Source organism: Neoaquamicrobium microcysteis (genome assembly GCF_008180155.1).
Taxonomy (GTDB): domain Bacteria; phylum Pseudomonadota; class Alphaproteobacteria; order Rhizobiales; family Rhizobiaceae; genus Aerobium; species Aerobium microcysteis.
The window spans coordinates 31,989-56,089 of record NZ_VSZS01000062.1; the positions used below are offsets into that span (position 1 = coordinate 31,989).

Here is a 24,101-nt window from a genome sequence, read left to right on the forward strand (position 1 = left end):
CCTGAGTCAAATCAGCGTTCTGTCGCAATCTGCTCTACGAACACTTTCACGCTCGCCGTTCGCCCGGCGGCGTCCATCACAGTCAGCGTCGAAAAGCCCGCACCGTCCGGCTGCCAGCTTGCCGTGCGACGACGCGAGCTGCCGTCCAGCGGCCGCCCATTCGCCAGCCATCGGAACGGCGCGCGCCCGCCCTGCAGCTTTAGCACCAGCGGCATCGCGGCATCCTCGGCAACGGCGAGCTCGACGCGCGCGCCCTGCGGCGGAAAGACGATCTGGGGTGCCGCCTCGGCAATACCGTTCTCGCGCAGCGCGTCGCCGGGCGAGGAAAACCGCCGCATCATCGCCGGCAGGTCGTTGCGCGCGGTCCGCAATGCACCTACCGGCGGGCGGGGCAGGGAGGTGACGGGCAGGCCGGATTTGGCGAAGGCCTCGAACAGGATCGGCGCTGCCGAGGCGTAGCCGGATAGGCCCGGTACCGCTGCGCCGTCAGGTCGCCCGACCCAGACGCCCAGCACGTGCCGGCCGTCGAAGCCTACCGACCACGCGTCGCGATAGCCGTAGCTGGTGCCGGTCTTGTAGCCGATGCCGCGTGGCGCGGCAGCTTCCGGCGGTGCGATGCCTGCCAGCATGTCGGCCACCTGCCATGCCGCGCGTGGGTCGAGCAGCGTGGCGGTCTGCCTGTCGCCGCTCATGTTGCCGATCGTCGTCGCTTCGCCGCCATTGGCAAACCCGGTGTAGAGCTGCACCAGCTCTCGCAGCGAAAGCCCCGCGCCGCCCAGCGCGATGGCCAGTCCGGGCGCTTCGTCGCGCGGCAGCGCCAGGTTCACGCCCGCGCGGCGGAAGCGGGTGGTGAGCCGTGCCGGTCCCACCGTGTCCAGCAGCCGTACCGCCGGCACGTTCAGCGACATCTGCAACGCCGTGCGTATGGACACGTCGCCCTGATAGGCGAGATCGAAATTGCGCGGCCTGTATCCGCCGAAACTCGACGGGCGATCCTCGATGATCGTCTCCTGCGCCACCATGCCTTCCTCGAAGGCGAGGCCGTAGATGAAGGGCTTGAGCGTCGAGCCTGGCGAGCGCACGGCGCGAGTCATGTCGATCCAGCCCGAGCGCGATTCATCGAAGAACCCTGCCGAGCCCACCTCCGCAAGAATGTCGCCGGTCCGCGCATCGGCCAGCACCATGGCTACGGACAGGCGCGGGCCGATGCGCCGAGCCGCATCTCGCGCCACGCGCTCGAGCCCTTCCTGCGCCCGCCGGCTGAGGGTGAGCTCAATCCGGCCTTCTCCACGGTGCTCGCGCAGCGCCCGCTCGGCGGCATGCGCGGCCAGGAACGGCATCGCGCGGCGTACGGTCGGCACCGACGTTTCCATGCCGCGATGCGTTTCTCGCTCGTCCAGCACGTTCGCCGCCGCCATGCGGTCCAGCACGCGGTCGCGCGCGATCTCTGCCGCTTCGGGATGGCGATCGGGCCGCCGGCGTTCCGGCAGTTGCGGCAGCGCAACCAGCAGCGCCGCCTCGCCGAGCCCCAGCCGCTTCGGCTCCTTGCCGAACCAGGCGAGGCTCGCCGCGCGGATGCCTTCGAGGTTGCCGCCATAGGGTGCAAGCGTCAGGTAACGCTTAAGGATTTCGTCCTTGCTGAGACGCCGCTCGATCTGCACCGCGCGAGCCATCTGTCTGAGCTTGGCGGTGAGCGAACGTTCCTCGCGCGGCTCGATCAACCGGGCGAGCTGCATCGTGATCGTCGAACCACCCGAAACGATCCGTCCGCTGGTTGCGAACTGGAAGGCCGCGCGCCCCACGGCCAGCAGGTCGACACCCCGATGCGCGCGAAAGCGCTTGTCCTCATAGGCGACCAGCATGTCCATGAAATGCGGGTCGATATCGTCCAAAGACACCTTGAAGCGCCACGCGCCCTCGGGCGTCGCCAGCGCGCGCAGCAGCGCCCCGTCGCGGTCCACGACTTCGACGGAGGTGGCCGGCAGGTCGAGCGGCGGCGGGTTGGCGCGGTCGAGCGCGTCCAGCGCGGCCATCGCAGCCGTGCCCAGCAGCGCGGTCAGCGCAAGGGCGAGGGCAGGGCGCTTCCAGCCGATCATTGCGACGCCATGACCTCCATCATGCCCGCCGCGGTGCGCGCGTTGAACTGCGGGCGGTACATGTCCTCGACCACGGCTGCGGGGTGCGCGTAGACGCCCGGCGTCACGGCGCGTACCACATAGGCCACGGTGAACGAGCCGCCGCCGGTGCGGTCGAACGCCGCGACGAACCGGTCGTCGCGGAACTCCGAATGCACGGCCTCCGGTTCGCCCAGCCATTCGAAGTTAGAAAGCTCGGCGCTGTCCACCAGCCTCGGGTTGTCGATCTCGAAGCCGGCGGGCAGCAGGTCGGTCACGGCGACGCGCGAGGGCCAGTCGTTAAGCTCTTCGACTTCGAGGACCACCACAAACCGCTCGTTCTGGACGGCCTCGCTGACGTTCGCTTCCTCGCCATCGAGCGTGTAGTAGGCGCGGCTGATCGTGAAGCCCTCGCCGCCGGCTGGCAGCGGCTGCGCCGGGGCGGCGACCGTGGTAATGACGGCATCGACCGGCTCGCTGCCGCGATTTGCGATCACCAGCGGCGTCTGCAGCAGTTCCTCGCCGCTGACACGGCGGGCGAAGCTGCCCTTGTGCGCCGCGCCGTCCACTTCGAGCGATATGGCGTCGCCGGTTGCCTGCACCGCGCGGGCAGCCAGCAGCATCCAAGCTTCTTCCTGCGTGCTGGTCCACTGCTTCTTGTCCCTTTCGCCGGCGACGAAACGAACCATCGCCGGCACCGCGCCGGGTGAAGGCCTCGTTTCAGCGGCCAGCGCCAGCATTGCTGCGCCGTCACGCAGGGCCGAGCCGTAGTCGGATCGGTAGAAGCTGGTGGCGGTGTCAGCCTGCGCCTGGCGCAGCGCCGAGGCGAAGACCGTATCGGCGCGCTGGTTGTCGCCATAGAGCGCAAGTGCTGCCGCGATCTGCGCGCGCGCCATCGGGCTGGTGAACTCGTCCAGCCGCGTATCGGCGTAGTAGCGCAGGTCGCCGATCGACGCTTTCCTGTTGCGCGCCAGCACATAGAGCGCATAGGCGATCTCGGTGCCGCGCGCCTGAATGTCGGTCGTGTAGGAAAGCTGGTTCTGAAGGTTCTCCAGCGCGCTCGTCATGCCCTGCACCGGCACGCCATAGCTGGCCTCTCGCGCACGCGTGAGGAAGTCGGTCACATAGGCGTCCAGCCACAAATCGCCGTAGCCCGGCCCCCAAAGGCCGAACGTGCCGCTCGATGTCTGGAACGTCATTACACGTGATATGGCATTCTGCACGCGCTCGCGCAGGGCCGGATCGTTTTCAAGCCCGCTCGCTGCCGAAAGCTCGCTGACATAGAGCAGCGGCAGCGCACGGCTGATCGTCTGCTCCGCGCAGCCGTAGGGGTATCGGTCCAGCGTCATCAGCATCGACGGCAGATCGAAGGCTGAGGCAGGCGACACGCCGATCGTCACCGAAGCACCGTCCAGAAGGCTTGCCGCCAGCAATTCCCGGTCGATGCGGATTGATCCGCCATTCGCTGCCAGGCTCACGGTCTGCCTGTTCGCTATCGGCATCGCCGGCTGGCGCACCGGCAGATACATGGTGCGGCCGACCTCCAGGCCGTCTGGATGGGAAAGCGAAACGGTGATCGCCGCGTCACCGGTCGTCAGCGCCGTTACGGGCAGCAGCAGCGTTGCCCGCCCGTCCTGTGCCAGCGATACGCTCTGAGGCGCATCTGCGAAATCGAAGGTCGCATCGCCCTCGGTATTGATCGCGATGGCGTAGTCCCCGGCCGGCCCATCCGTGTTGTGCACGTCGAGGCGGATCGTCGCCCGGTCGTCGGTTGCGAGGAAGCGCGGCTGGCCGGCTGTGATGACGACCGGATCGCGAATGACGACATCGCCGCAGGCCTGCCCGACACCGGACTTCGACCACGCCACAGCCATGACGCGCGCGGTGCCGTTGAACTCGGGAATGTCGAAGGCGATTTCGGCCTTTCCACCATCATCGACACGAACGGGTCCGGAGAAGAATGCCAGCAGCCGCTCTGTCGGCGCGCTGCCCTGCGCCGTCATGCCGCCTCCGTCGCCGCCGGTGCGGATGCGGCCGAAAGCGCCGGCGGAACCGTCGATGAGCCGGCCGTACAGGTCGCGCATTTCGAGCCCGAGCCTGCGCTGGCCGAAATACCAGCCATCAGGGTCCGGCGCCTCGTAGCGCGTCAGATTGAGGATGCCGACATCGACCGCGGCAACGGCGACATAGGCTTCCTCGCCGGCGCTCAATCCGGTCAGCGTCACGGGTATCGCCAGCGTCTCGCGCGGGGATGACTGTGCCGGCAGCGCCAGCCCCACGCCGAGCTTGCGCTCGGCCGGATCGACCGAAAGCCACTTCACGCCGATGGCGCGCGCGGGCATGCGGCTCTCTTCTGCGTTGCCTGGACGAAACAGCGTGGCGGTCACGTATGCGCCCGCGCCCCAGTCCGCCGAGACGGGGATTTCGATCTCCGCGCCCTCGGCGGGTACGTTCGCCTCGATGGTCTCGTAAAGGCGCTCCGAGCCGATGGCGATCAGCATCTCGCCGGCAAAGCGCGGCGAAACCTTCAGCGTGGCGGTCTCGCCGGCCGCATAGCTGTCCTTGTCGAGCGCGATCTCGAGGCCGTCGGGCGTTTCGGTCGAGGTAGCCTCGACGAACCAACCTGCGTCGAACTCGTAGCTCGCCACCGACCCGTCAGCGTCGGCGCTCTCCACATCGAGGCGGTATCGTCCCCATTCGACCGGTACGGAGACGGCGACGGGCTGGTCCGCGCCGATGTCGATCGTCCCGCCAGATACCTGATTTTCGAGCGTGATCGCCTCGTATTGCCAGGAATTGTTGCTGCGGTACCATTGATAGTTCCGCTCGATCTTCGTCAGCGTCCACGTCGCGCCGGCGTGCGCTTCGCGCTCTCCATCCGGAGACACTGCGATGACACGGAAGCCCGCCGTCGCGCCCTGCGGCACTTCGGTTCCGACAAAGTCGGGTCGGATGCCGATCAGCGATTCGTCGGGGATGATCGACAGCGTCGTGCTGCGCTCCACCGCCCGGCCGCCGTTCTCGCTCATGCGCACGGTCACCTTCGCGTCCAGCAGGCGCGTGGTGTAGGGCAGCTCGTCGGCTACTGCCTCGAATCTTGCCTTTCCGTCCTCGTCCGTCGTGTCGAGGTCGAGCGGCGTCGTCACCGCTTCAACCTCCTCGTCGGACAGACCGAACTTGTAGCCCGGATAGCGGGGCCAATCGCGCGTGGTGGCGATGGTCATCTCGCCTTCCAGCTCTAGGCCGGCAGCGGGTGCGCCGTAGAGATAGCGCCCGTCGAGGTTGATCCAAGCGGGTTCGCCTGCCGAGACTTCGGCCGTTTCCGGCTCCAGTTCGAACTCGATACGATCCGGTACGAAGTCCTCGACCAGAAACACGGCCTGCGCCACCGGTGCTGCATCCGGGTCGGTATGGATGCGAAGGTTCCAGGAGCCCAGCATCGCCGTCTGCTGCAAGGTGAGCGGCACATGGTGGCCGCCGAGCGTGCGGCCGTCGCTGGTGATGCGGCGTTCTTCCACGCCGTCGGGGCGAATGAAGATGAAGGTCAGAGGCAGGGCGTCGACCGCCTCGGCGCTGTCGTCGCGGACAAGCGCTGCGGCGTGCACCGTCTCGCCGGCGCGGTAGATGCCGCGCTCCGTCCATGCGAAGACATCGACTGCACCCGGCGCGGCGCGTCCCGTCACGCCGCGATCCGACAGGTCGAAGCCGGCACGCGTCATGTCGAGGAAGACGAAGTCATCGTCGCTGCCAGACGCGGTGAGAACGGCCGGCGCCATGCCGGCGCTGCCGCGCATCAGTCCCGGCGTGAAGACCGCCTCTCCTTTCGTATCCGTGGTCGCGGTCCCGAGGATTTCGTTGTTGCGGGCCAGAAGCTGCAGCTCGACGTTTTCCAGCGGCTTGGCCGTCGCTAGCGACCGCACGAACACGGTCAGCCCATCTTCGCCCGCATAGGTGGAAAGGCCGATGTCGGAGACGACGAACCATTGCGTAGCCCTGGCGTTCCAGCTTTCGCTCTGGTCGCCCTGCGGGCTGGCCGTCAGCACGTAGACGCCCGGCTTGCGCTCCGGCAATGCCTCATCCACGGGGAAGCTGGTCAGCACCTCCTTGTTGAGCTCGTTGTCCAGTTCGATCGTTCCCTGCCAGACGATTTCGCCTAGGTCCGTTCCCAGCGAGGAAATGTCGTATTCGTCGATCTGGCGCAGGAACTGATACCCCGTCAGCAGGCCGGCGAGCGCCCGGTCGCCGACGCGGTGCAGCTTCAGGTCGGCTGATGGCGCGTTGACGCTGACCATCGGCACGCCGTGCCGGCCCGCACCCGGCAGCACGAAGTTCTCGCCGGAGAAGCGGATGGAAGGTGCGCGATCCCGCACGTAGACGGAGAGGCTAATCGGGCTTTCGATCACTTCTCCGATCGCCGCAGGCAGTCCCTGCCGCACCGTGATGCGGTAGTTCTTGCCGTGCTCCAGCCCTTCCACGCAAAGCTGCTGGCCGCTGACGTCGATGGCCTTTGGGGCTGCGTCGCCCACGGTCACGAACGGCGCGTAATCGACGCCGGCCTTTGCAAGCTCCTCGGAAAACTGCACACAGGCGCGGGGTGACGCGATGTCGGTCTCGACCGTGTTGTTGACGACGCGAAAGCCCTTGCGCGCCTTGAGGTCGAGGTAGGAAGCGCGCACGGTTGCGTCGTCCGCAAGCGCGAGGCTCGCCTCAAAAGCCTGCAACGCCGGTCGGTAGAGGTCACGACGGTCGAGCGCCTGTCCGATTGCCGCAAGGCTGCGTGCGCGCAGGCCCGGTGTGCGTGCCAGCTCATAGGCGTTAAGCGCCGCAGACGTGCCGTCGCGCGCAAGCTGCGCCTGTTCGTTGCTGTCCTGCGCTTCTATCGCGAACTGTGCCTGCGAAAGAGAGAGCCACAGCTCGATATCGTCGGGCTCGACCGCAAGCGCGGAATGCCACGCCTGCGCGGCCGCCCGCGCATCGCCCGAACCCATGGCGCTTCCGGCCATCGACGACAGGAAGACCACGCCCTCATCCTCGGCGGGCGCCTCGTCCGACAAGGCCTCGCGATACCGGCGCGCGTCGCTCCTCATGTGGTCCGGCACGTAGGTCAGTTGCGGCGGGGCGCCGATCTCGGCCTTATCGCCCTGCATCACCACCTTGCCCGCCACCGCGCCGGCAAACGGATTGAGCTGGCTGTAGTCCGACTTCAGGAAGCACCATTGCGCGCGGGTGTTGTAGGTGAAGGCGCGGCAGGCGGTGTCTGCCAGGCAGATGGCCTCGCAGGCGTCGAGCGAAACGTCGCGCTCTGTCCTCAGGTCGAAGCCGAAATAGTCGGCATCCAAGGTCGTCTGAATTGTGCGTTCCGTCTGGGCGCCCGCTGCGCCGGACAGAGCCAGAAAGAGCATGGTGATGATGGAAAGAAAGCGGGCCGCGCGCACCGACATGAAAGCCTCCAAACGCTAGCGACATCCCCGGGGTCATGACCCTGCGGAACTTGAGCAGGCTTCACCTTTCCTTGTCAACAAGCCAGCCCGGCGTCCCTTTGCGGTAACTGGCATCGCCATCGGGCGCATCTGGCGCTAGCGGGCGAATCGACGGCGCGATTTAGTGTCATGATACAAAGTCTTGCCGAACGACATTCGCAAGACGCGGATTCTTTTCCCATTGCAAAAATTGCGTCAACTTTGTCGCAATTACGCCATCTGTGTGGCCTGCAACATTGCACATTCCGTTACGGCGTCACCGTTCGGCTTTTTGACATCGTCAGCCGGATGCGGAATGGTACGGCCAGTCGGTTCAAATGGGAGAACGTCGATGAAATTCTATAAAAGCAACGGCAACCGTGTCCCCGAGCACATCGAAAAGCTCGCGGCGGACACGAAGGCCGGGAAGCTCGACCGCCGCGAATTCCTCGCCATGGCAAGCGCGTTCGGCGCCTCCACGGCGATGGCCTACGGCATGATCGGACTGGCTGCGCCGACGAAGGCGCTGGCGCAGGAAGAGCCCAAGCGGGGCGGGGTCATCAAGGTTGCGATGCCGATCAAGGATCCCAAGGATCCGCGCACCGCCGACTGGTCCGAGATCGCCAATGCCGAGCGCCAGACGCTCGAACCGCTGGTCAAGTATACCCGCGATTTCACGTTCGAGCCCTACCTGCTCGAAAGCTGGGAAGTGAACGACGACGCCACCGAATATGTCTTCCACATCCGTCCGGGCGTCACCTGGACCAACGGTGACACCTTCAATGCCGACGACGTGATCTTCAACATCACCCGCTGGGCCGACCGCAGCGCCGAAGGCAATTCCATGCCTGGCCGTCTCGGCTCGCTGGCCGACGCCGACACGGGCAAGCTGCGTGAAGGCTCCGTCGAGCGCGTCGACGACATGACTGTCCGCCTCATCCTGAGCGAGCCCGACATCGCGCTCATCCCGAACCTGACCGACTATCCGGGCCTGATCGTTCACCGCTCCTTCGACGAGACCGGCGCCAACTTCGCACAGAACCCCATCGGCACCGGCCCGTTCGAGCTGGTCTCCTACGATGTCGGCCAGTCGGTGGTCTACAAGCGCCGCGAGACCGGCGAATGGTGGAACGGCGAGGTCTATCTCGACGGCGTCGAGTTCATCGACTACGGCACCGATCCCGCAGCCATGGTTTCGGCCTTCGAGGCGGGCGAGGTGCACACCAACCACGAGACGACGGCCGATTTCGTGGCGATCCTCGAAGGCCTCGGCATCGAGACGTCCGAGGTCGTCACCGCATCGACAATCGTTGCGCGCACCAACGTCGCAAACGCGCCCTATGACGACCAGAAGGTGCGCCGCGCGCTCACCATGGCGGTCGACAACGCCACCGTGCTCGCACTTGGTTACGGCAATGCCGGCGAGGTGGCCGAAAACCATCACGTCTGCCCGATCCATCCGGAATATGCCGAGATGCCCGCGCTCACCCGCGACATCGACGGCGCCAAGGCCCTGATGGAAGAGGCCGGCCAGATGGACTACGAGCACGAGCTCATCACGGTCGACGAGGACTGGCACAAGAACACGGGCGACGCCATTGCCGCCCAGCTTCGCGAAGCCGGCTTCAAGGTCAACCGCACGGTGCTGCCGGGCTCGACCTTCTGGAACGACTGGACGAAGTACCCGTACTCGATGACCAACTGGAACATGCGCCCGCTGGGCATCCAGGTGGTCGCCATCGCCTACCGCACCGGCGAGGCCTGGAACGAGGCCGCCTACTCCAACCCGGATCTGGATGCCAAGATCAATCAGGCGCTGTCGATCGCCGATGCCGACGAGCGTCGCACGGTGATGGGCGAAATCCAGAAGATCCTGCAGGAGTCGGGCATCATCATCCAGCCCTACTGGCGCAAGCTCTACAACCACTCCGTCGCAGCCGTGAAGAACCATGGCATGCACCAGACCTTCGAGCATGATTTCGGCAAGGTCTGGCTGGACGAGGCCTGAGCCGCAAACTGGAATGAGGGAGGGGGCGTCAAGCCCCCTTCCGCCTCAATAGGGGCGCCTGAGCTGAACAAGCGTTGAACGGGAACAAGACGCGAGCCAGGGCCGGGACGGAAGCGGGGCGCATGCCCTGCCTGCCTGCGGCCACATATTCGCATTCCGTTCGGCTCACAGCCACGCGCAGTCCCCAACCCGACCGGCAGGGGGTAGGATGCTAAGCTTTATCATTCGTCGTCTCGGAACGATGGCGCTGACCATGCTGTGCCTCACCATGGTCGTGTTCTTCATGATCAATCTGGAGCCCAACCTGCGCAAGCTGTCGATCAGCCAGCTCGACATGCGTTCGTCCGACGAGCACATCGAAAGCTGGCTCGTGCGCAACGGCTATCGGGACAACTTCTTCGTGCGCTACGGCCGCTGGCTCGGCGTGGTGCAGAAGCAGCCCAACATCAACGCCGAGACGGGCGCGGTCACGCCTCGCTTCTCGTTCTGCAACGAGCCGGCCGAACCCTATTACGGCGGCATCCTGCAGGGCGATTTCGGCTGCTCCACCAAGTTCAAGACGACGGTGTCCGCCAAGCTCTGGCCGGCGCTGGCCGCAACCGGCAAGCTGATGTTCTGGGTCATGGTCACCATGGTTCCGGTGGCGCTGCTCATAGGCATCTTCGCGGGCATGCGGGAGGGGTCTCGAACGGATCGTACCTTGTCGGTCGCGTCGATCACCACAACGGCCACGCCGGAATATGTCTCCGGCGTCATCTTCACGGTCGTCTTCGCGTCATGGTTGGGTTGGCTCAACGGGTCGGCTGCGACGGCCACCAGCCAGGGCCTCACATTCTACAACTTCACCCTGCCGGTGATGACCATGGCGATCTACGGCATCGGCTACATCGCGCGCATGACGCGGGCCTCGATGGTCGAAGTCATGACGCAGCAATATATCCGCACCGCGCGCCTCAAGGGCCTGTCGTTCAACACGGTTGTCGTCAAACATGCCTTGCGCAACGCGTTGATCGCGCCCTTCACGGTCATCATGCTGCAGTTTCCCTGGCTGCTCACCGGCGTCGTCATCGTCGAGGTGATGTTCCGCTACCAGGGCTTCGGCTTCACGCTGGTCGAGGCAGCCGGCAACAACGACATCGACCTGCTGCTTGGCTGCTCGCTGGTCTCGGTCTTCGTCGTGCTTTTCACCCAGCTCATCTCCGACGTGGGCTACGCCTATCTCAACCCGCGCATCCGCGTTCAGTAGGGGGCCGCGCATGCAGCTCGAATATATCGGCGGCTTTCAGGTCTTCATCGGGGTGCTGTTGCGATTCTGGCCGGTCTGGATCGCGCTTGCCCTGGTGCTGGGCGCCAGCATCACCTTCAAGGCGCGGCTCGGGCTCTACGGCCAGCTGTTCAACAGCTATGTCGGCGTCGCGGGGGTGACGATCTGCCTGTTCTGGCTGTTTACCGCAATGTTCGCCTCCACCATCGCGCCGTTCAATCCGCTGGCGCAGATACTGGTGATGAAGGACGCGCTGCCCGGCGCGGTCGAGCCGCAGAGCGGGCATACATTCCTGTTCGGCGGCGACAGGCTGGCGCGCGACATCTTCTCGCGCATGGTCTACGGCAGCCAGATCGTTCTGGTGATCGCGCCCGCCGCCACCATGTTCGCACTGATGGTCGGCATCACGCTCGGCCTTCCCGCGGGTTACTATGGCGGTCGGGTGGATACGATTCTGTCCTTCCTCGCCAACCTCGTGCTGGCCTTCCCCGTCATCCTGCTGTTCTACCTGCTGGTGACACCGGGCATCATGGACACGCCGATCCCCTATGCGATGGCGGGCGTGTTCTTCCTGTTCCCGATCATCTTCTTCTGCACGCTCTTCTACACCCGCTACAGGCACCGCCCGCAACTGCTGGCGATCCAGCTCGGGGTGACTCTGCTGCTGGGCGGGTGGATTTATGCAGGCCTTGTCTTCAACGCCGACCCGCTGCGCATCATCGCGATCCGGCCGAACGAGCTGAACATCTTCGTGGCGGTTGTGTTCGCGTCTTCGCCCGGCGTCTTCCGCATCGTTCGCGGTCTGGTGATGGACATCAAGACGCGCGACTACGTGGCCGCCGCCCAAACGCGCGGCGAGAGCCCGTGGTACATCATGCTGTGGGAAGTGCTGCCCAACGCGCGCGGACCGCTGATCGTCGATGCCTGCCTGCGCATCGGCTACACGACGATCCTGCTCGGCACGCTCGGTTATTTCGGCCTCGGCCTTGCACCCGAAAGCCCCGACTGGGGCACGGCGATCAAGGAAGCCAGCCGCCTGCTGCGCTCGCACATCCACCCGGCTCTGCCGCCAACCATCGCGCTGATGAGCTTCGTGCTCGGCCTGAACCTCCTGGCCGATGCGCTGCGCGAACAGTCGCTGAAGGATTGAGGACACGACGATGAACGAAGCCGTCAAAGCCACGAACATCGAAAGCGCAGAACCCATCCTGGAAATCGAGAACCTGTCGATCTCGTTCTTCACGCGGCGAGGCGAAATCCCGGCCGTGATGGACTTCTCCTGCAAGGTCATGCCTGGCGAGGCGATGGGCATCGTCGGCGAGAGCGGCTGCGGCAAGTCCACCGTGTCGCTCGGCATCATGCGCGACCTGTCCAACGTCGGCAAAATCGTCGGCGGGCGTATCGTGTTCAAGGGCAGGGACATGGGCGACCTGTCTGATGCCGAGCTGCGGGCGATCCGCGGCAACGAGATCGCCATGATCTATCAGGAGCCGATGGCGAGCCTGAACCCGGCGATGAAGATCGGCGCGCAGCTCATGGAAGTGCCGCTGATCCACGACAAGGTGTCGAAGGAAGAAGCCTATAAACGCGCGCTGGAAATGGTGCGCTCGGTGCGGCTGCCCGACCCTGAGCGCATCATGCGGTCCTATCCCCACCAGCTTTCGGGCGGCCAGCAGCAGCGCATCGTCATTGCCATGGCGCTGCTTTCCAACCCGGCGCTGTTGCTGCTGGACGAGCCCACCACCGCGCTCGACGTCACCGTCGAGGCCGGCATCGTCGAACTGGTCAAGGGGCTGGGCAAGCAGTTCGGCACGTCGATGATCTTCGTGTCGCACAATCTCGGGCTCATCCTCGAGACCTGCGATCGCATCACGGTGATGTATTCGGGCGAGGCGGTCGAGACCGGTTCGATCAAGGATGTGTTCGACCACATGCGGCACCCCTACACGCAGGGGCTGTTCCGCTCGATCCCGCTGCCGGGGGCCGACAAGAATTCGCGCCCGCTGATCGCCATTCCAGGCCAGTTGCCGCTGCCGCACGAGCGGCCGAAGGGCTGCAATTTCGGCCCCCGCTGCCACCACTTCAAGCCGGGGCTTTGCGATGCCGCGGAGATCCCGATGATCGAGGTGGAAGGGCACGAGCGGCATTTCAGCCGTTGCGTCCGCTTCGACGAGATCGACTGGACCGCGCTGCCGGAAGGCGCGAAGACCGAGAAGGAAGCGGTCAAGCCCGGCGCGCCCGTGCTCAAGATCGACAACCTCAAGAAGTACTATCAGGTCGCCGCCAATGCGATCTTCGGGGGGGCCGAGACGCGTACCGTCAAGGCCAACGAGCAGATCAGCTTCGAAGCGCGCGAGAGCGAAACCGTCGCCATCGTCGGCGAAAGCGGCTGCGGCAAGTCCACGCTCGCAAAGGTTCTGCTTGGGCTGGAGACGGCGACGTCGGGCACGGTCTCGCTCGGCAACACGCAGATCGGAGGCACGCCGGTCGAGGATCGTGGCACCGACACCGTGTCCGGCATCCAGATGGTGTTCCAGAACCCGTTCGACACGCTCAATCCCAGCCATTCGGTCGGCTCGCAGATCATCCGGACGCTCGAGAAGTTCAAGATCGGCAACACGGTTGAGGAGCGAAAGCAGCGCATGTTCGAGCTGCTGGACCTCGTCAAGCTGCCCCGCGCCTTCGCCGAGCGGATGCCGCGCCAGCTTTCCGGCGGGCAGAAACAACGCATCGGCGTCGCCCGCGCCTTTGCCGGCAACGCCAAGGTCGTGGTGGCCGATGAGCCTGTTTCCGCGCTCGACGTGTCGGTGCAGGCCGCCGTAACCGAGCTGCTGATGGACATCCAGCGCAAGAACAAGACGACGATGCTGTTCATCAGCCACGACCTGTCCGTGGTGCGCTACATCGCAGACCGCGTGGTCGTCATGTATCTCGGCCACATCGTCGAGCAGGGCACGACCGACCAGATATTCTCGCCGCCCTACCACCCCTATACGGAGGCTCTGCTGTCGGCGATCCCCATCGCCGATACGAGCGTGGTCAAGAAGCATATCGTGCTGGAGGGCGATATTCCGTCCGCCATGAACCCACCGCCTGGCTGCCCTTTCCAGACGCGTTGCCGGTGGAAGAAGTTCGTGCCGGGCGACAAGTGCGAGACGCAGGTGCCGCCGCTCAAGGACCTTGGCAACGGCCACAGGAGCCTGTGCTGGCTGGACGACGAGCAGCTTGCAACGATGGAGCCGGTCATCAGCTTTGCCGGCGCGCACGAGCCCGACCCGGCCACCGAGACGCCGACCGCTTCGGCTCCGCGCAAGGCGGTGAGGGTGCGGGCCGAAAAGCCCGCCGCAGCCTCGCCGGCAACCCCCGCCCAGGCGCTCAAGGCAAAGGCGGCGCCGAAGGCGAAGGCATCGAAGGCGATGGTTGGCCAACTTGGCGATTCATCGCCGGAGAAGTCGCTTACCGAGGCGGGTGAGGGGCGTCAGGCCGCCAGCGCGGAGGTCGCGCCTGCAACGGCCGGAACGCCCAAGGAAAGCGCTGCGGCAGAGGGGAAAGTCGTACCGCCGCGCCGTAAGGTGCAGGTTGCCCGTTCTACCGAGGCGGCAAAGGTTTCCATGGGGGTTCCCCATGCCGAGGCAGGCGAAAAGGGCCGTCCGACAGGCATTGCGAGGCCAAAGAACCCGGACGATCTGAAGCTGATTTCCGGCGTTGGGCCGAAGCTCGAAGGCGTGCTCAACGGGCTCGGCATCTACACTTACGCGCAGGTAGCCTCGTGGAAGAAAGCCGAGCGCGACTGGGTCGACGGCTACCTGAAATTCAGCGGCCGGATCGAGCGGGACGACTGGGTCAGGCAGGCCAAGGCGCTCGCCAAGGGCGGCAAGGCCGAATACATCCGCGTCTTCGGCAAGAAGCCGCGATAGGCGACCGGATTTCGATCACATTTCGCGTTCGCGGGAACTTCGCGGGCTCCATTGGGATTGGCTTGGTCCAACCCGATGGAGAATCTCATGTCCAAGAGCGACCGCAAGAAACTTTACGAGATGATCGACGACATCAAGATCGCCATGCTGACGACCGTCGAAAAAGGCGGCGCATTGCATGCCCGGCCGATGGCAAATCAGGCGGCGGACAAGAGCGGGACGCTCTGGTTCTTCACCGAAAAGGACGGCGGCGTCGCGAAAAATGTTAAGGCAAATCCGCGCGTTAGCCTGGGCTATGCCGGAAGCGGAGCCTACGTCGCCGTCAGCGGCAATGCCGAGATGATTCACGACCGCAAGAAGATCGACGCGCTCTGGAGCGAAGAGGTCAAAGCCTGGTTTCCCGACGGAAAGGACGATCCGAACCTTGCGCTGCTGAAGGTCGATCCGGAAGTCGGCGAATACTGGTCGTTTCCAAGCGCCCCGGTCAGCCGGGCGATAGGCTACGTCAAGGCAAAGCTGACCGGCGAAGCTGTTGACGATATCGGCGAGAACAAAAAGCTGGCGCTTTAGGCTGTCGAAAGGTCAGCGGCAGTTCTGCATCTGGCCGGCGTAGTCGTTCGCCATGTTCGAAGTGCGGCGGGCGTAGTTCTGGATCGAATTGTTATTGCGCCACGACCCGCGGCTGTAGCCGCTGTGGCCGGAATAGTAGGCAAGATAGAGGTTATAGGTGTCGTGAGGCGCGATGCCGAGCGTATTGACCGACTTGTTGTGGTACCAGCCGACGAAATCCACCGCGTCGGAGAAGTTGTTCCGGCGGGCCGAATGGCGTCCGGTCTCGCGCTGGTATTGGGTCCAGGTGCCGTCCAGAGCCTGCGAATAACCATAGGCGGTGGAGGCTCGCTTGCCGGGGATGAATCCGAGGATCATCTTTCGCGGCGGGCGAGCCCTGCCGTCGAAGCCGGATTCCATGCGAATCGTGGCCATGAGGACGTGCGGCGGGATGCCGTATTTCTGCGATGCGGCATGGGTCGAACGCCGCCAATTGCTTGTCCAGCCTGCATTCTGGCTGAAAACGGCGCAGACATTGTTGATCTGGGACGGCTTGCTGGCGCAGGCCGAAACGGCCAGCAGCGCAAGGAGCGGCAGAAAACGCAGGACACGCGATACACACATGGGCCGAACGTTAGAACATCGGCGTAAATTAAAGCTTTCGCTTGATTTTAACGAATAGGGCCGCGAAGCGGCGAAAGACCCGCCCGGTATCATCTCCAGTTACTCGAATCCGGTAACCTCGGATCGTCGAGGCTCGGGTCAGTGAGTGAGGTAGTGTAGATATAGCGACGTGATGTGTCGTATATTTATTGCTGGCCGGTTGTGTATTGCCGCCTCTTCTAAAATCGCGCCGGCAAAGGACGCATTTCCAACATCGCTGCATGCTGGGCGGCGTAACCTCTCATGTCATGAATGCCGAACCTCGCCGCCGCCGCTCCACCGACCGCGCCGCCCACAAGCGGCCGGCCGCGATCCCGCAGCTCGCAATGACCCATGCGCGCAATCCGTATCCGCCGATGCGGCTGCTGTCCGACGATCAGCTCGAGGCGATCCACGAAGCCGCGATGCACATTCTGGAGAATTTTGGCATCGAGATGATGAGCCATTCGGCGCTCGACCTTTTCGCCGGCGCAGGCGCGAAGGTGGACCGGGCGGCGCAGACCGTGTTCGTCGACCGGGGGCTGGTGGATCAGGCGCTAAAGACGACGAAGTCGGCCTACCAGCTTACGCCGCGCAACGCCGAGAAGGCGGTTCCCATCGGCGGCGATGCGATCAGCTTTACGCTCGTTGCCGGCCCGCCCAACGTGCACGACATGGAGCGTGGCAGGCGGGCGGGCAACCACAAGGACTATTGCGACCTGATCCGGCTGGCGCAGCATTTCAACTGCATCACCATGCTGGGCAACCAGGTGTGCGCGCCGATCGAGCTGCCGGCCAATTCGCGCCACCTCGACACCTATTTCGCCAACCTGACGCTGACCGACAAGAGCTTCCACGTCTCGGCCATCGGCCGGGGCAGGGCGCTGGACGGGATCGCGATGATGGCTATCGCGCGCGGGCTTACGCTGGACAAGATGCGGGACGACCCGGCTGTCACGACGATCATTTCGGTCAATTCGCCCCGCCGCTTCGACGACCAGATGGCGGACGGGCTGATGACGATGGCGGAGCACGGCCAGTCGGTCGCGGTCACGCCCTTCACGCTGATGGGGGCGATGAGCCCGGTGACGCTGGCCGGTGCTCTGGCGCAGCAGAACGCTGAGGCGCTGGCGGGCATCGTGCTGACCCAGCTGGTGCGGCCCGGCGCGCCGGTAATGTACGGGGCGTTCACGTCAAATGTGGACATGCGTTCCGGCGCGCCGGCGTTCGGCACGCCCGAGAACACGAAGGCCAACGTCGCGTCGGGGCAACTCGCCCGGCGCTACAACCTGCCTTACCGTACCACGCCGGGCTCGGCTTCAAATGCCGCCGACGCGCAGGGCGCCTACGAGACGATGATGGCGCTGTGGGGCGCGGTGCTGGGGCACGGCAATCTGGTCTACCACGCGGCGGGCTGGCAGGAGGGCGGGCTGACGGCTTCCTACGAGAAGTTCATTCTCGACGTCGAGATGATCCAGCACATGATGGAGTTTCTGCGGCCGATAGAGGTGAACGAGGGGGAGCTGGCGCTGGACGCGCTCGGCCGGGTGCCGACCGGCGGGCACTTCTTCGGCGACCCGCACACGCTGGAGCGCTACTCGACTGCCTTCTACCAGCCGCTCGTTTCCAACTGGCAGAACTACGAAAGCTGGCAGGAGGCAGGCGGGCTGAACGCCACGCAGCGCGCGACCGGCCTATGGAAGAAGGCGCTTTCGGAATACGAGCAGCCGCCGATGGACGAGGGCGTGCGCGAAGGGCTGGACGAATATGTCGCAAAGCGGCGCGAAGAGATCGGGGCGGGCGAGCCGTGAGGGTTGGCGCGCTATCGATCACCCCCCTCTGGCCTGCCGGCCATCTCCCCCACAAGGGGGGAGATCAGCCGATGACGCGGGTTTCGCCAATCGCTACCGCAGCAGGAGGATCGGCCGGGCAGAAGCTGCCAATCTCTCCCCTTGAGGGGAGATGTCCGGCAGGACAGAGGGGGCGACGTAGAGCGCCACGTTCCCTGTTCAATGCAGCGGCCTGACAAAATGATTCCCCTTCTCCTCCCAACTCCCTGAAAAGCAGGAATATTTCATGAAGTCGCATACGCGTGTGGTGGTCATTGGCGGTGGCGTCGTGGGGACGTCGGTGCTGTATCATCTGGCCAGGCATGGCTGGACGGACGTGATGCTGCTGGAGCGCGACGAGCTGACTTCGGGCTCGACTTGGCATGCGGCGGGCGGGATGCATACGGTCAACGGCGATCCCAACGTCGCCAAGCTGCAGAAATACACGATCGAGCTCTACAAGGAGATCGAGGAGCTTTCCGGGCAGGCGACCGGCGTGCACATTACCGGGGGCGTGCTGCTTGCCGCCACCGAGGCGCGCATGGACTGGCTGCGCGGGGTGGTGGCGAAGGGGCGCTACCTGGGGCTCGACCTCGAGGAAATCTCGGCCAGGGAAGCAGCCGAGCTGATGCCGCTGCTCGACCCGTCGCAGTTCGTCGGTGCGGTGCGCAATTCCGAGGACGGGCATCTCGACCCGTCGGGCGTGACGCATGCCTATGCCAAGGCCGCGCGCAAGCTGGGCGCGGAGGTTCACCGCTTCACCAAGGTCGAGGATATCGTGCGGCGCGAGGACGGCGCGTGGCGGGTCATCACCGACAAGGGCGAGGTGGTGGCAGAGCATGTCGTGAATGCCGGCGGTCTGTGGGCGCGCGAGGTCGGCCGCATGGTCGGGCTGGAGCTTCCGGTGCTGGCGATGGAGCACATGTACCTCATCACCGAGGATATGCCCGAAGTGGCGGAGTGGAACGCGAAGACCGGGAGCGAGGTGATCCACGCCATCGACTTCGATGGCGAGCTCTACCTGCGGCAGGAACGCGGCGGGATGCTGATGGGCACCTACGAGAAGGCCGCCAAGCCGTGGTCGGAATACCAGACGCCGTGGAACTTCGGCCATGAGCTGCTGGAACCGGACATCGACCGCATAGCACCGTCGCTGGAGGTGGGTTTCCGGCATTTTCCGGCGTTCCAGAAGACCGGCATCAAGCAGATCATCAACGGCCCCTTCACCTTCGCGCCGGACGGAAACCCGCTGGTCGGTCCAGTGCGCGGGCTGCCGGGCTTCTGGGTCGCGTGCGGGGTGATGGCCGGTTTCAGCCAGGGCGGCGGCGTGGGGCTGGCGCTCGCCAACTGGATGATCGACGGAGACCCAGGCGCGGACATCTGGGCGATGGACGTGGCTCGCTACGGCGACTGGGCCTCGATGGCCTACACCAACGCCAAGGTGCGCGAGAACTATTCGCGGCGGTTTTCGATCCGGTTTCCGAACGAGGAGTTGCCGGCGGGAAGGCCGCTCAGGACGACGCCGGTCTACGACCTGCTTGCGGCCAGGGGCGCGCAGTTCGGCGTCGCCTACGGGCTGGAGGTGCCGCTATGGTATGCGCCGAAGGGCGCGAAGGACATCTTCTCGTGGCGGCGCTCGACCGATTTCGAGCATGTCGGCAACGAGGTTCGCGCCGTGCGCGAGCGGGTGGGGCTTTCGGAAATCTCATCCTTCGCGAAGTATCGGGTGACGGGCGAGGGGGCCGCCGCGTGGTTGGACCGGATGCTGGCCTGCAAGCTGCCGGGAGCAGGGCGCATGACGCTGGCCCCGATGCTGAAGGAAGACGGCAGGCTGATCGGGGATTTTACGCTGGCGAATTTGGCCGGCGGAGGTGTGCCGGGGGCCGCCTCACAGGAATGGTTCATCGCGGGCTCCGGCATGGCCGAGCAGTTTCACATGCGGTGGTTCGAGAAGCATCTGCCGGGCGACGGCAGCGTGAACGTGGAGGCGCTGGGGCTTTCGCTGGTGGGGCTTTCGATTGCGGGGCCGCGGGCGCGCGACGTGCTGGCCAAGGTGACGCGGGCGGACGTGTCGAATGCGGGGATGCCGTTCATGGCCGTGAGGCGAATGGATATCGGCATGGCGCCGTGCACGGTGGGACGGGTGAGCTATACCGGCGATCTGGGCTACGAGATCTGGATGGCGCCGGAATATCAGCGCCACGTGTTCGAGACGCTGATGGAAGCCGGCGAGGAGTTCGGCATCGCGCTTTTCGGCTCGCGAGCGCTGAACGCGCTGCGGCTGGAAAAGAACTACGGGTCGTGGGCGCGGGAATACCGGCCGATCTACGGACCGGTCGAAGCGGGGCTGGAACGGTTCGTCGCCTATGGCAAGGACGCGGACTTCATCGGCAAGCAGGCCGCGATCGCGGAGCGTGAGGGCGGCGGCAAGCTGCGGCTGCGCGCGTTCGTGATGGAGGCGGAGGACGCAGACGTGATCGGCGACGAGGCGATCTGGTTCGAGGGCAAGGTCTGCGGCTGGGTGACGTCGGGCGGCTATGCGCACAATGCCGGGAAATCGGTCGCGATGGGCTATGTGCCGAAAGAGGTTGCCGACAGGGCCGAGGGGTTCGAGATCGAGCTTCTGGGGAGGCGGCACAAGGCGACCGTGCAGGCCACGGCGCTGTACGACGCCAATTTCGAGCGGCTGAGAAGCTGAACCATCATGAAGAAACCGATCACGCTGCCGCGCCGCAAGGTTGCCGCACTTTTCATCGACCTGCAGGAAGAACACCGGCAGGACCCGCGCTATCTAGTCGACGGTTTCGGCGATGTGGTGGCCAATGCCGCGCGGCTGCAACGGGCGGCGAGAGCGGCTGGCGCGCCGCTCTACCACTTTGCCTACGTGGTCGACCTGGCAGCCGGCGATGCGCGGCCGTACCACCCGGTGATGCCGGACGGGCGCTCGGCCTTCAGCGACAAGGATGATCCGCTGACCGCGATCTGTGCCGAGGTCGCGCCGCAGGAGGGCGAGCCGCTGCTCGTGAAATCGGAGGCGACGGCGTTTCGCGACGGGCTGGCGGCGGAACTGCGCGGGCGTGGGGTCGAATGGCTCGTGATTGCCGGAGTGTGGACGGAAGCATGCGTCGACGCCACCGTGAAGGACGCCATCGGCTACGGGTTCCGCGTGCTGCTGGTGAAGGACGCGTGCGGCAGCGGATCGCGCGCGATGCACCAGACGGGCATACTGAACCTCGCCAACCGGCTCTATGGCGGGGCGGTGGTTTCTACCGATGCGGCCTGCCGGCTGCTTTCGGGGGAGACAGCACCGGCATGGCAGGTGGAGGGCTCTGTGCCGCTTCGCTACGAGGCGGAGACGTTGGGGAAGCTTTACGCGGCGCTTTGAATGGCGGAACGATAACATGACTAAAAATGTCATGTTATTTTCCTTTAAATTCAAACGCTTCGGCGAAAATTTGACCGATTGATAAAAAAATAAATCGTGCTAGCATTTCCCCAAAACCAATAATGGGGAACATCGCTGATGGCTGAAGGCCAGTTGAAGGATGGGATCGCCGCCGGCAGGCTGGCGGGCCCGCAATATGCCGAGAATTTTTCCGACCTGCACCCGGCCTACGATAGGCACGAGGCGCTTGTGGAAGCCGATCGCTGCTACTTCTGCTACGACGCACCGTGCATGCAGGCGTGCCCGACCTCGATCGACATTCCGCTGTTCATCCGCCAGATCTCGACCGGCAACCCGCTGGGCGCGGCCAAGACGATCTTCGACCAGAACATACTCGGCGGCATGTGCGCCCGCGTGTGCCCGACCGAGACGCTGTGCGAGGAAGTGTGCGTGCGGGAGGTGGCAGAAGGCAAGCCGGTGCAGATCGGCCGGCTGCAGCGCTACGCGACCGACGAGGCGATGGCGCGCAACAAGCAGTTCTACCAGCGCGCCGCGCCGACGGGCCGGAAGATCGCCGTGGTGGGGGCGGGGCCTGCCGGCCTTGCCTGCGCGCACCGGTTGGCGGTGAACGGCCATGAGGTGACGATCCTCGAAGCCAGGCCCAAGGCGGGCGGGCTGAACGAATACGGCATCGCCGCCTACAAGGCGACGGACGACTTCGCCGGCGCCGAGGTCGATTACGTGACCGCTATTGGTGGCATCACGATCGAGAACGACAAGGCGCTCGGGCGCGACTTCTCGCTGGCCGAACTGGCGGCGTCCTACGACGCGGTGTTCCTGGGCATGGGGCTCGGCGGCGTCAACGCGCTGCGGGCAGAAGGCGAGGATGCGAACGGCGTGGAGAACGCCGTCGACTTCATCGCCGAGCTGCGGCAGGCGAGCGACCTGTCGACGCTGGAGATCGGCCGCCGCGTGGTGGTGATCGGCGGCGGCATGACGGCCATCGATGCGGCGATCCAGTCGAAGCTGCTGGGCGCGGAAGAGGTGACGATCGCCTACCGCCGCGGCAAGGACAACATGAACGCGTCGGAGTTCGAGCAGGATCTTGCGACCGTGAACGGCGTGGTCATCCGCCACTGGATGCAGCCCAAGCGCGTGGTGGCCGAGGACGGCCGTACGGTCGCGATCGAGCTGGAGCATACGCGGCTCGACGGCGAGAGGCTGGTTGGCACGGGCGAGATCGTGCGCCTGCCGGCCGACCAGGTGTTCAAGGCCATCGGGCAATCCTTCGACGCGTCGCCGCTGAACGGCTCGGGCAACTCCATCGCGATGGAGGCCGGGCGCATCAAGGTGGACGCCGAGGGCAAGACGTCGATGGCGAAGGTGTGGGCGGGCGGCGACTGCGTCGTCGATGCGCGCGAAGACCTGACCGTCGCAGCCGTGGCCGCAGGGCGCGACGCGGCAGAAAGCATCCACCGGGCACTCACCTCTAACGGGAGGGCATGAGCATGGCAGACATCCGCAACAACTTCGTCGGCATCAAGTCTCCCAATCCGTTCTGGCTGGCCTCGGCCCCGCCGACCGACAAGGCCTACAACGTGGTGCGTGCGTTCCAGGCAGGCTGGGGTGGCGTGGTTTGGAAAACGCTGGGCGAAGAAGGCCCGCCGGTCGTCAACGTCAACGGCCCGCGCTACGGCGCGATCTGGGGCGCGGACCGCAGGCTTCTCGGCCTCAACAACATCGAGCTGATCACCGACCGCGACCTCCAGACCAATCTGCGCGAGATGAAGCAGGTCAAGCGCGACTGGCCTGACCGCGCGCTGGTCGCATCCATCATGGTTCCCTGCGAGGAGCATGCCTGGAAGGCTATCCTGCCGCTGGTCGAGGAGACGGGCGCGGATGGCATCGAGCTGAATTTCGGCTGCCCGCACGGCATGAGCGAGCGGGGCATGGGCTCGGCCGTCGGCCAGGTGCCGGAATATATCGAGATGGTCGTGCGCTGGTGCAAGCAGTACACCCGCATGCCCGTCATCACCAAGCTGACACCCAACATCACCGACATCCGCAAGCCGGCGCGCGCGGCGCATGCCGGCGGCACCGACGCGGTGTCGCTCATCAACACAATCAACTCGATCACGGGCGTCGATCTCGACAGTTTCGCGCCGCAGCCGACCATCGACGGCAAGGGTAGCCATGGCGGCTATTGCGGCCCGGCGGTGAAGCCGATCGCGATGAACATGGTGGCCGAGATCGCGCGCGATCCCGAAACCCGCGGCCTGCCGATCTCGGGCATCGGCGGCATCACGACGTGGCGTGACGCGGCCGAGTTCATGGCGCTGGGGGCGGGCAATGTGCAGGTGTGCACGGCTGCCATGACCTACGGCTTCAAGATCGTACAGGAGATGATCGAGGGGCTGAAGAGCTGGATGGACGAGAAGGGCCATGCCGACCTCGACGCCATCATCGGCCGCGCGACGCCCAACGTCACCGACTGGCAGTATCTCAACCTCAACTACGTCGCCAAGGCGCATATCGACCAGGATGCCTGCATCAAGTGCGGCCGCTGCCACATCGCTTGCGAGGACACCTCGCACCAGGCGATCACCAGCATGGTCAACGGCGCGCGCCACTTCGAGGTGATCGAAGAGGAGTGCGTGGGCTGCAACCTGTGCGTCAATGTGTGCCCGGTGGAAGGCTGCATCACGATGGAGCCTTTGGCCGTCGGCGCGCTCGACAAGCGCACCGGCAAGCGGGTCGAGCCGGTCTACGCCAACTGGACGACGCATCCGAACAACCCGATGGCGAAGGTCGCCGCGGAATAGTTCCTCCCCGCCCGACGGTGCCGCCCGCGTTGCGTATTGGGCGGGACCGTCGGGCTCCCACGTTCAAAGCCGGGTTCGATGTGCTGCGTGTTGCGCGGAGCAGCGAAGGTTG

The 24,101-nt window shown here is 65.2% G+C and carries 13 protein-coding genes; 10 read left to right on the plus strand and 3 right to left on the minus strand.

Going from position 1 to position 24,101, the window contains the following annotated elements; translation table 11 throughout:
• Positions 1–11 precede the first annotated feature (11 nt).
• Both pbpC and FY036_RS10775 read right to left on the minus strand, forming a co-directional pair.
• Positions 12–2,096: a penicillin-binding protein 1C gene (gene pbpC / locus FY036_RS10770; RefSeq protein WP_148914737.1), complete on the minus strand. Its 2,085-nt coding sequence runs from the start codon at positions 2,094–2,096 to the stop codon at positions 12–14.
• On the minus strand, positions 2,093–7,555 hold the full coding sequence (locus tag FY036_RS10775; protein ID WP_148914738.1) for an alpha-2-macroglobulin family protein: 5,463 nt from the start codon (positions 7,553–7,555) through the stop codon (positions 2,093–2,095). The genes pbpC and FY036_RS10775 overlap by 4 nt, the downstream gene beginning before the upstream one ends.
• Positions 7,556–7,925: 370 nt before the next feature.
• Between FY036_RS10775 and FY036_RS10780 the strand changes: the two genes are divergently transcribed.
• The 5 genes from FY036_RS10780 to FY036_RS10800 all read left to right on the plus strand — a co-directional run bounded on the left by FY036_RS10780 (position 7,926) and on the right by FY036_RS10800 (position 15,332).
• On the plus strand, positions 7,926–9,581 hold the full coding sequence (locus tag FY036_RS10780; RefSeq protein ID WP_148914739.1) for an ABC transporter substrate-binding protein: 1,656 nt from the start codon (positions 7,926–7,928) through the stop codon (positions 9,579–9,581).
• Between the two features lie 208 nt (positions 9,582–9,789).
• A complete protein-coding gene (locus FY036_RS10785) occupies positions 9,790–10,827 on the plus strand; it encodes an ABC transporter permease (RefSeq protein ID WP_148914740.1) in 1,038 nt (345 codons plus the stop codon).
• A gap of 10 nt (positions 10,828–10,837) precedes the next feature.
• A complete protein-coding gene (locus FY036_RS10790) occupies positions 10,838–11,995 on the plus strand; it encodes an ABC transporter permease (protein ID WP_148914741.1) in 1,158 nt (385 codons plus the stop codon).
• Positions 11,996–12,005: 10 nt separating this feature from the next.
• Positions 12,006–14,762 (plus strand): dipeptide ABC transporter ATP-binding protein, encoded by a 2,757-nt coding sequence (locus FY036_RS10795; RefSeq protein ID WP_148914742.1) that lies wholly within the window; start codon positions 12,006–12,008, stop codon positions 14,760–14,762.
• An 87-nt stretch (positions 14,763–14,849) separates the two neighbouring features.
• Positions 14,850–15,332, plus strand: coding sequence for a pyridoxamine 5'-phosphate oxidase family protein (locus tag FY036_RS10800; RefSeq protein ID WP_161601125.1), 483 nt, complete (start codon positions 14,850–14,852; stop codon positions 15,330–15,332).
• A 12-nt stretch (positions 15,333–15,344) separates the two neighbouring features.
• Here the strand turns inward: FY036_RS10800 and FY036_RS10805 are convergent, their stop codons facing one another.
• A complete protein-coding gene (locus FY036_RS10805) occupies positions 15,345–15,935 on the minus strand; it encodes a transglycosylase SLT domain-containing protein (RefSeq protein WP_148914744.1) in 591 nt (196 codons plus the stop codon).
• A gap of 287 nt (positions 15,936–16,222) precedes the next feature.
• Between FY036_RS10805 and FY036_RS10810 the strand changes: the two genes are divergently transcribed.
• The 5 genes from FY036_RS10810 to preA all read left to right on the plus strand — a co-directional run bounded on the left by FY036_RS10810 (position 16,223) and on the right by preA (position 23,989).
• The gene (locus FY036_RS10810; RefSeq protein ID WP_148914745.1) at positions 16,223–17,764 is read left to right on the plus strand and encodes a trimethylamine methyltransferase family protein; all 1,542 of its coding nucleotides are present in this window, start codon (positions 16,223–16,225) and stop codon (positions 17,762–17,764) included.
• A 265-nt stretch (positions 17,765–18,029) separates the two neighbouring features.
• Entirely contained in the window at positions 18,030–20,480 is a 2,451-nt protein-coding gene (locus FY036_RS10815) for a GcvT family protein (protein WP_148914746.1), read from the plus strand.
• A gap of 6 nt (positions 20,481–20,486) precedes the next feature.
• The gene (locus FY036_RS10820) at positions 20,487–21,167 is read left to right on the plus strand and encodes an isochorismatase family protein (RefSeq protein WP_148914747.1); all 681 of its coding nucleotides are present in this window, start codon (positions 20,487–20,489) and stop codon (positions 21,165–21,167) included.
• A gap of 138 nt (positions 21,168–21,305) precedes the next feature.
• Positions 21,306–22,673 (plus strand): NAD(P)-dependent oxidoreductase, encoded by a 1,368-nt coding sequence (locus tag FY036_RS10825; RefSeq protein ID WP_148914748.1) that lies wholly within the window; start codon positions 21,306–21,308, stop codon positions 22,671–22,673.
• A gap of 2 nt (positions 22,674–22,675) precedes the next feature.
• Positions 22,676–23,989 carry an NAD-dependent dihydropyrimidine dehydrogenase subunit PreA gene (gene preA / locus FY036_RS10830; protein WP_148914957.1) on the plus strand — a complete coding sequence of 438 codons (1,314 nt, stop codon included), beginning with the start codon at positions 22,676–22,678 and terminating at the stop codon, positions 23,987–23,989.
• Positions 23,990–24,101 lie beyond the last annotated feature (112 nt).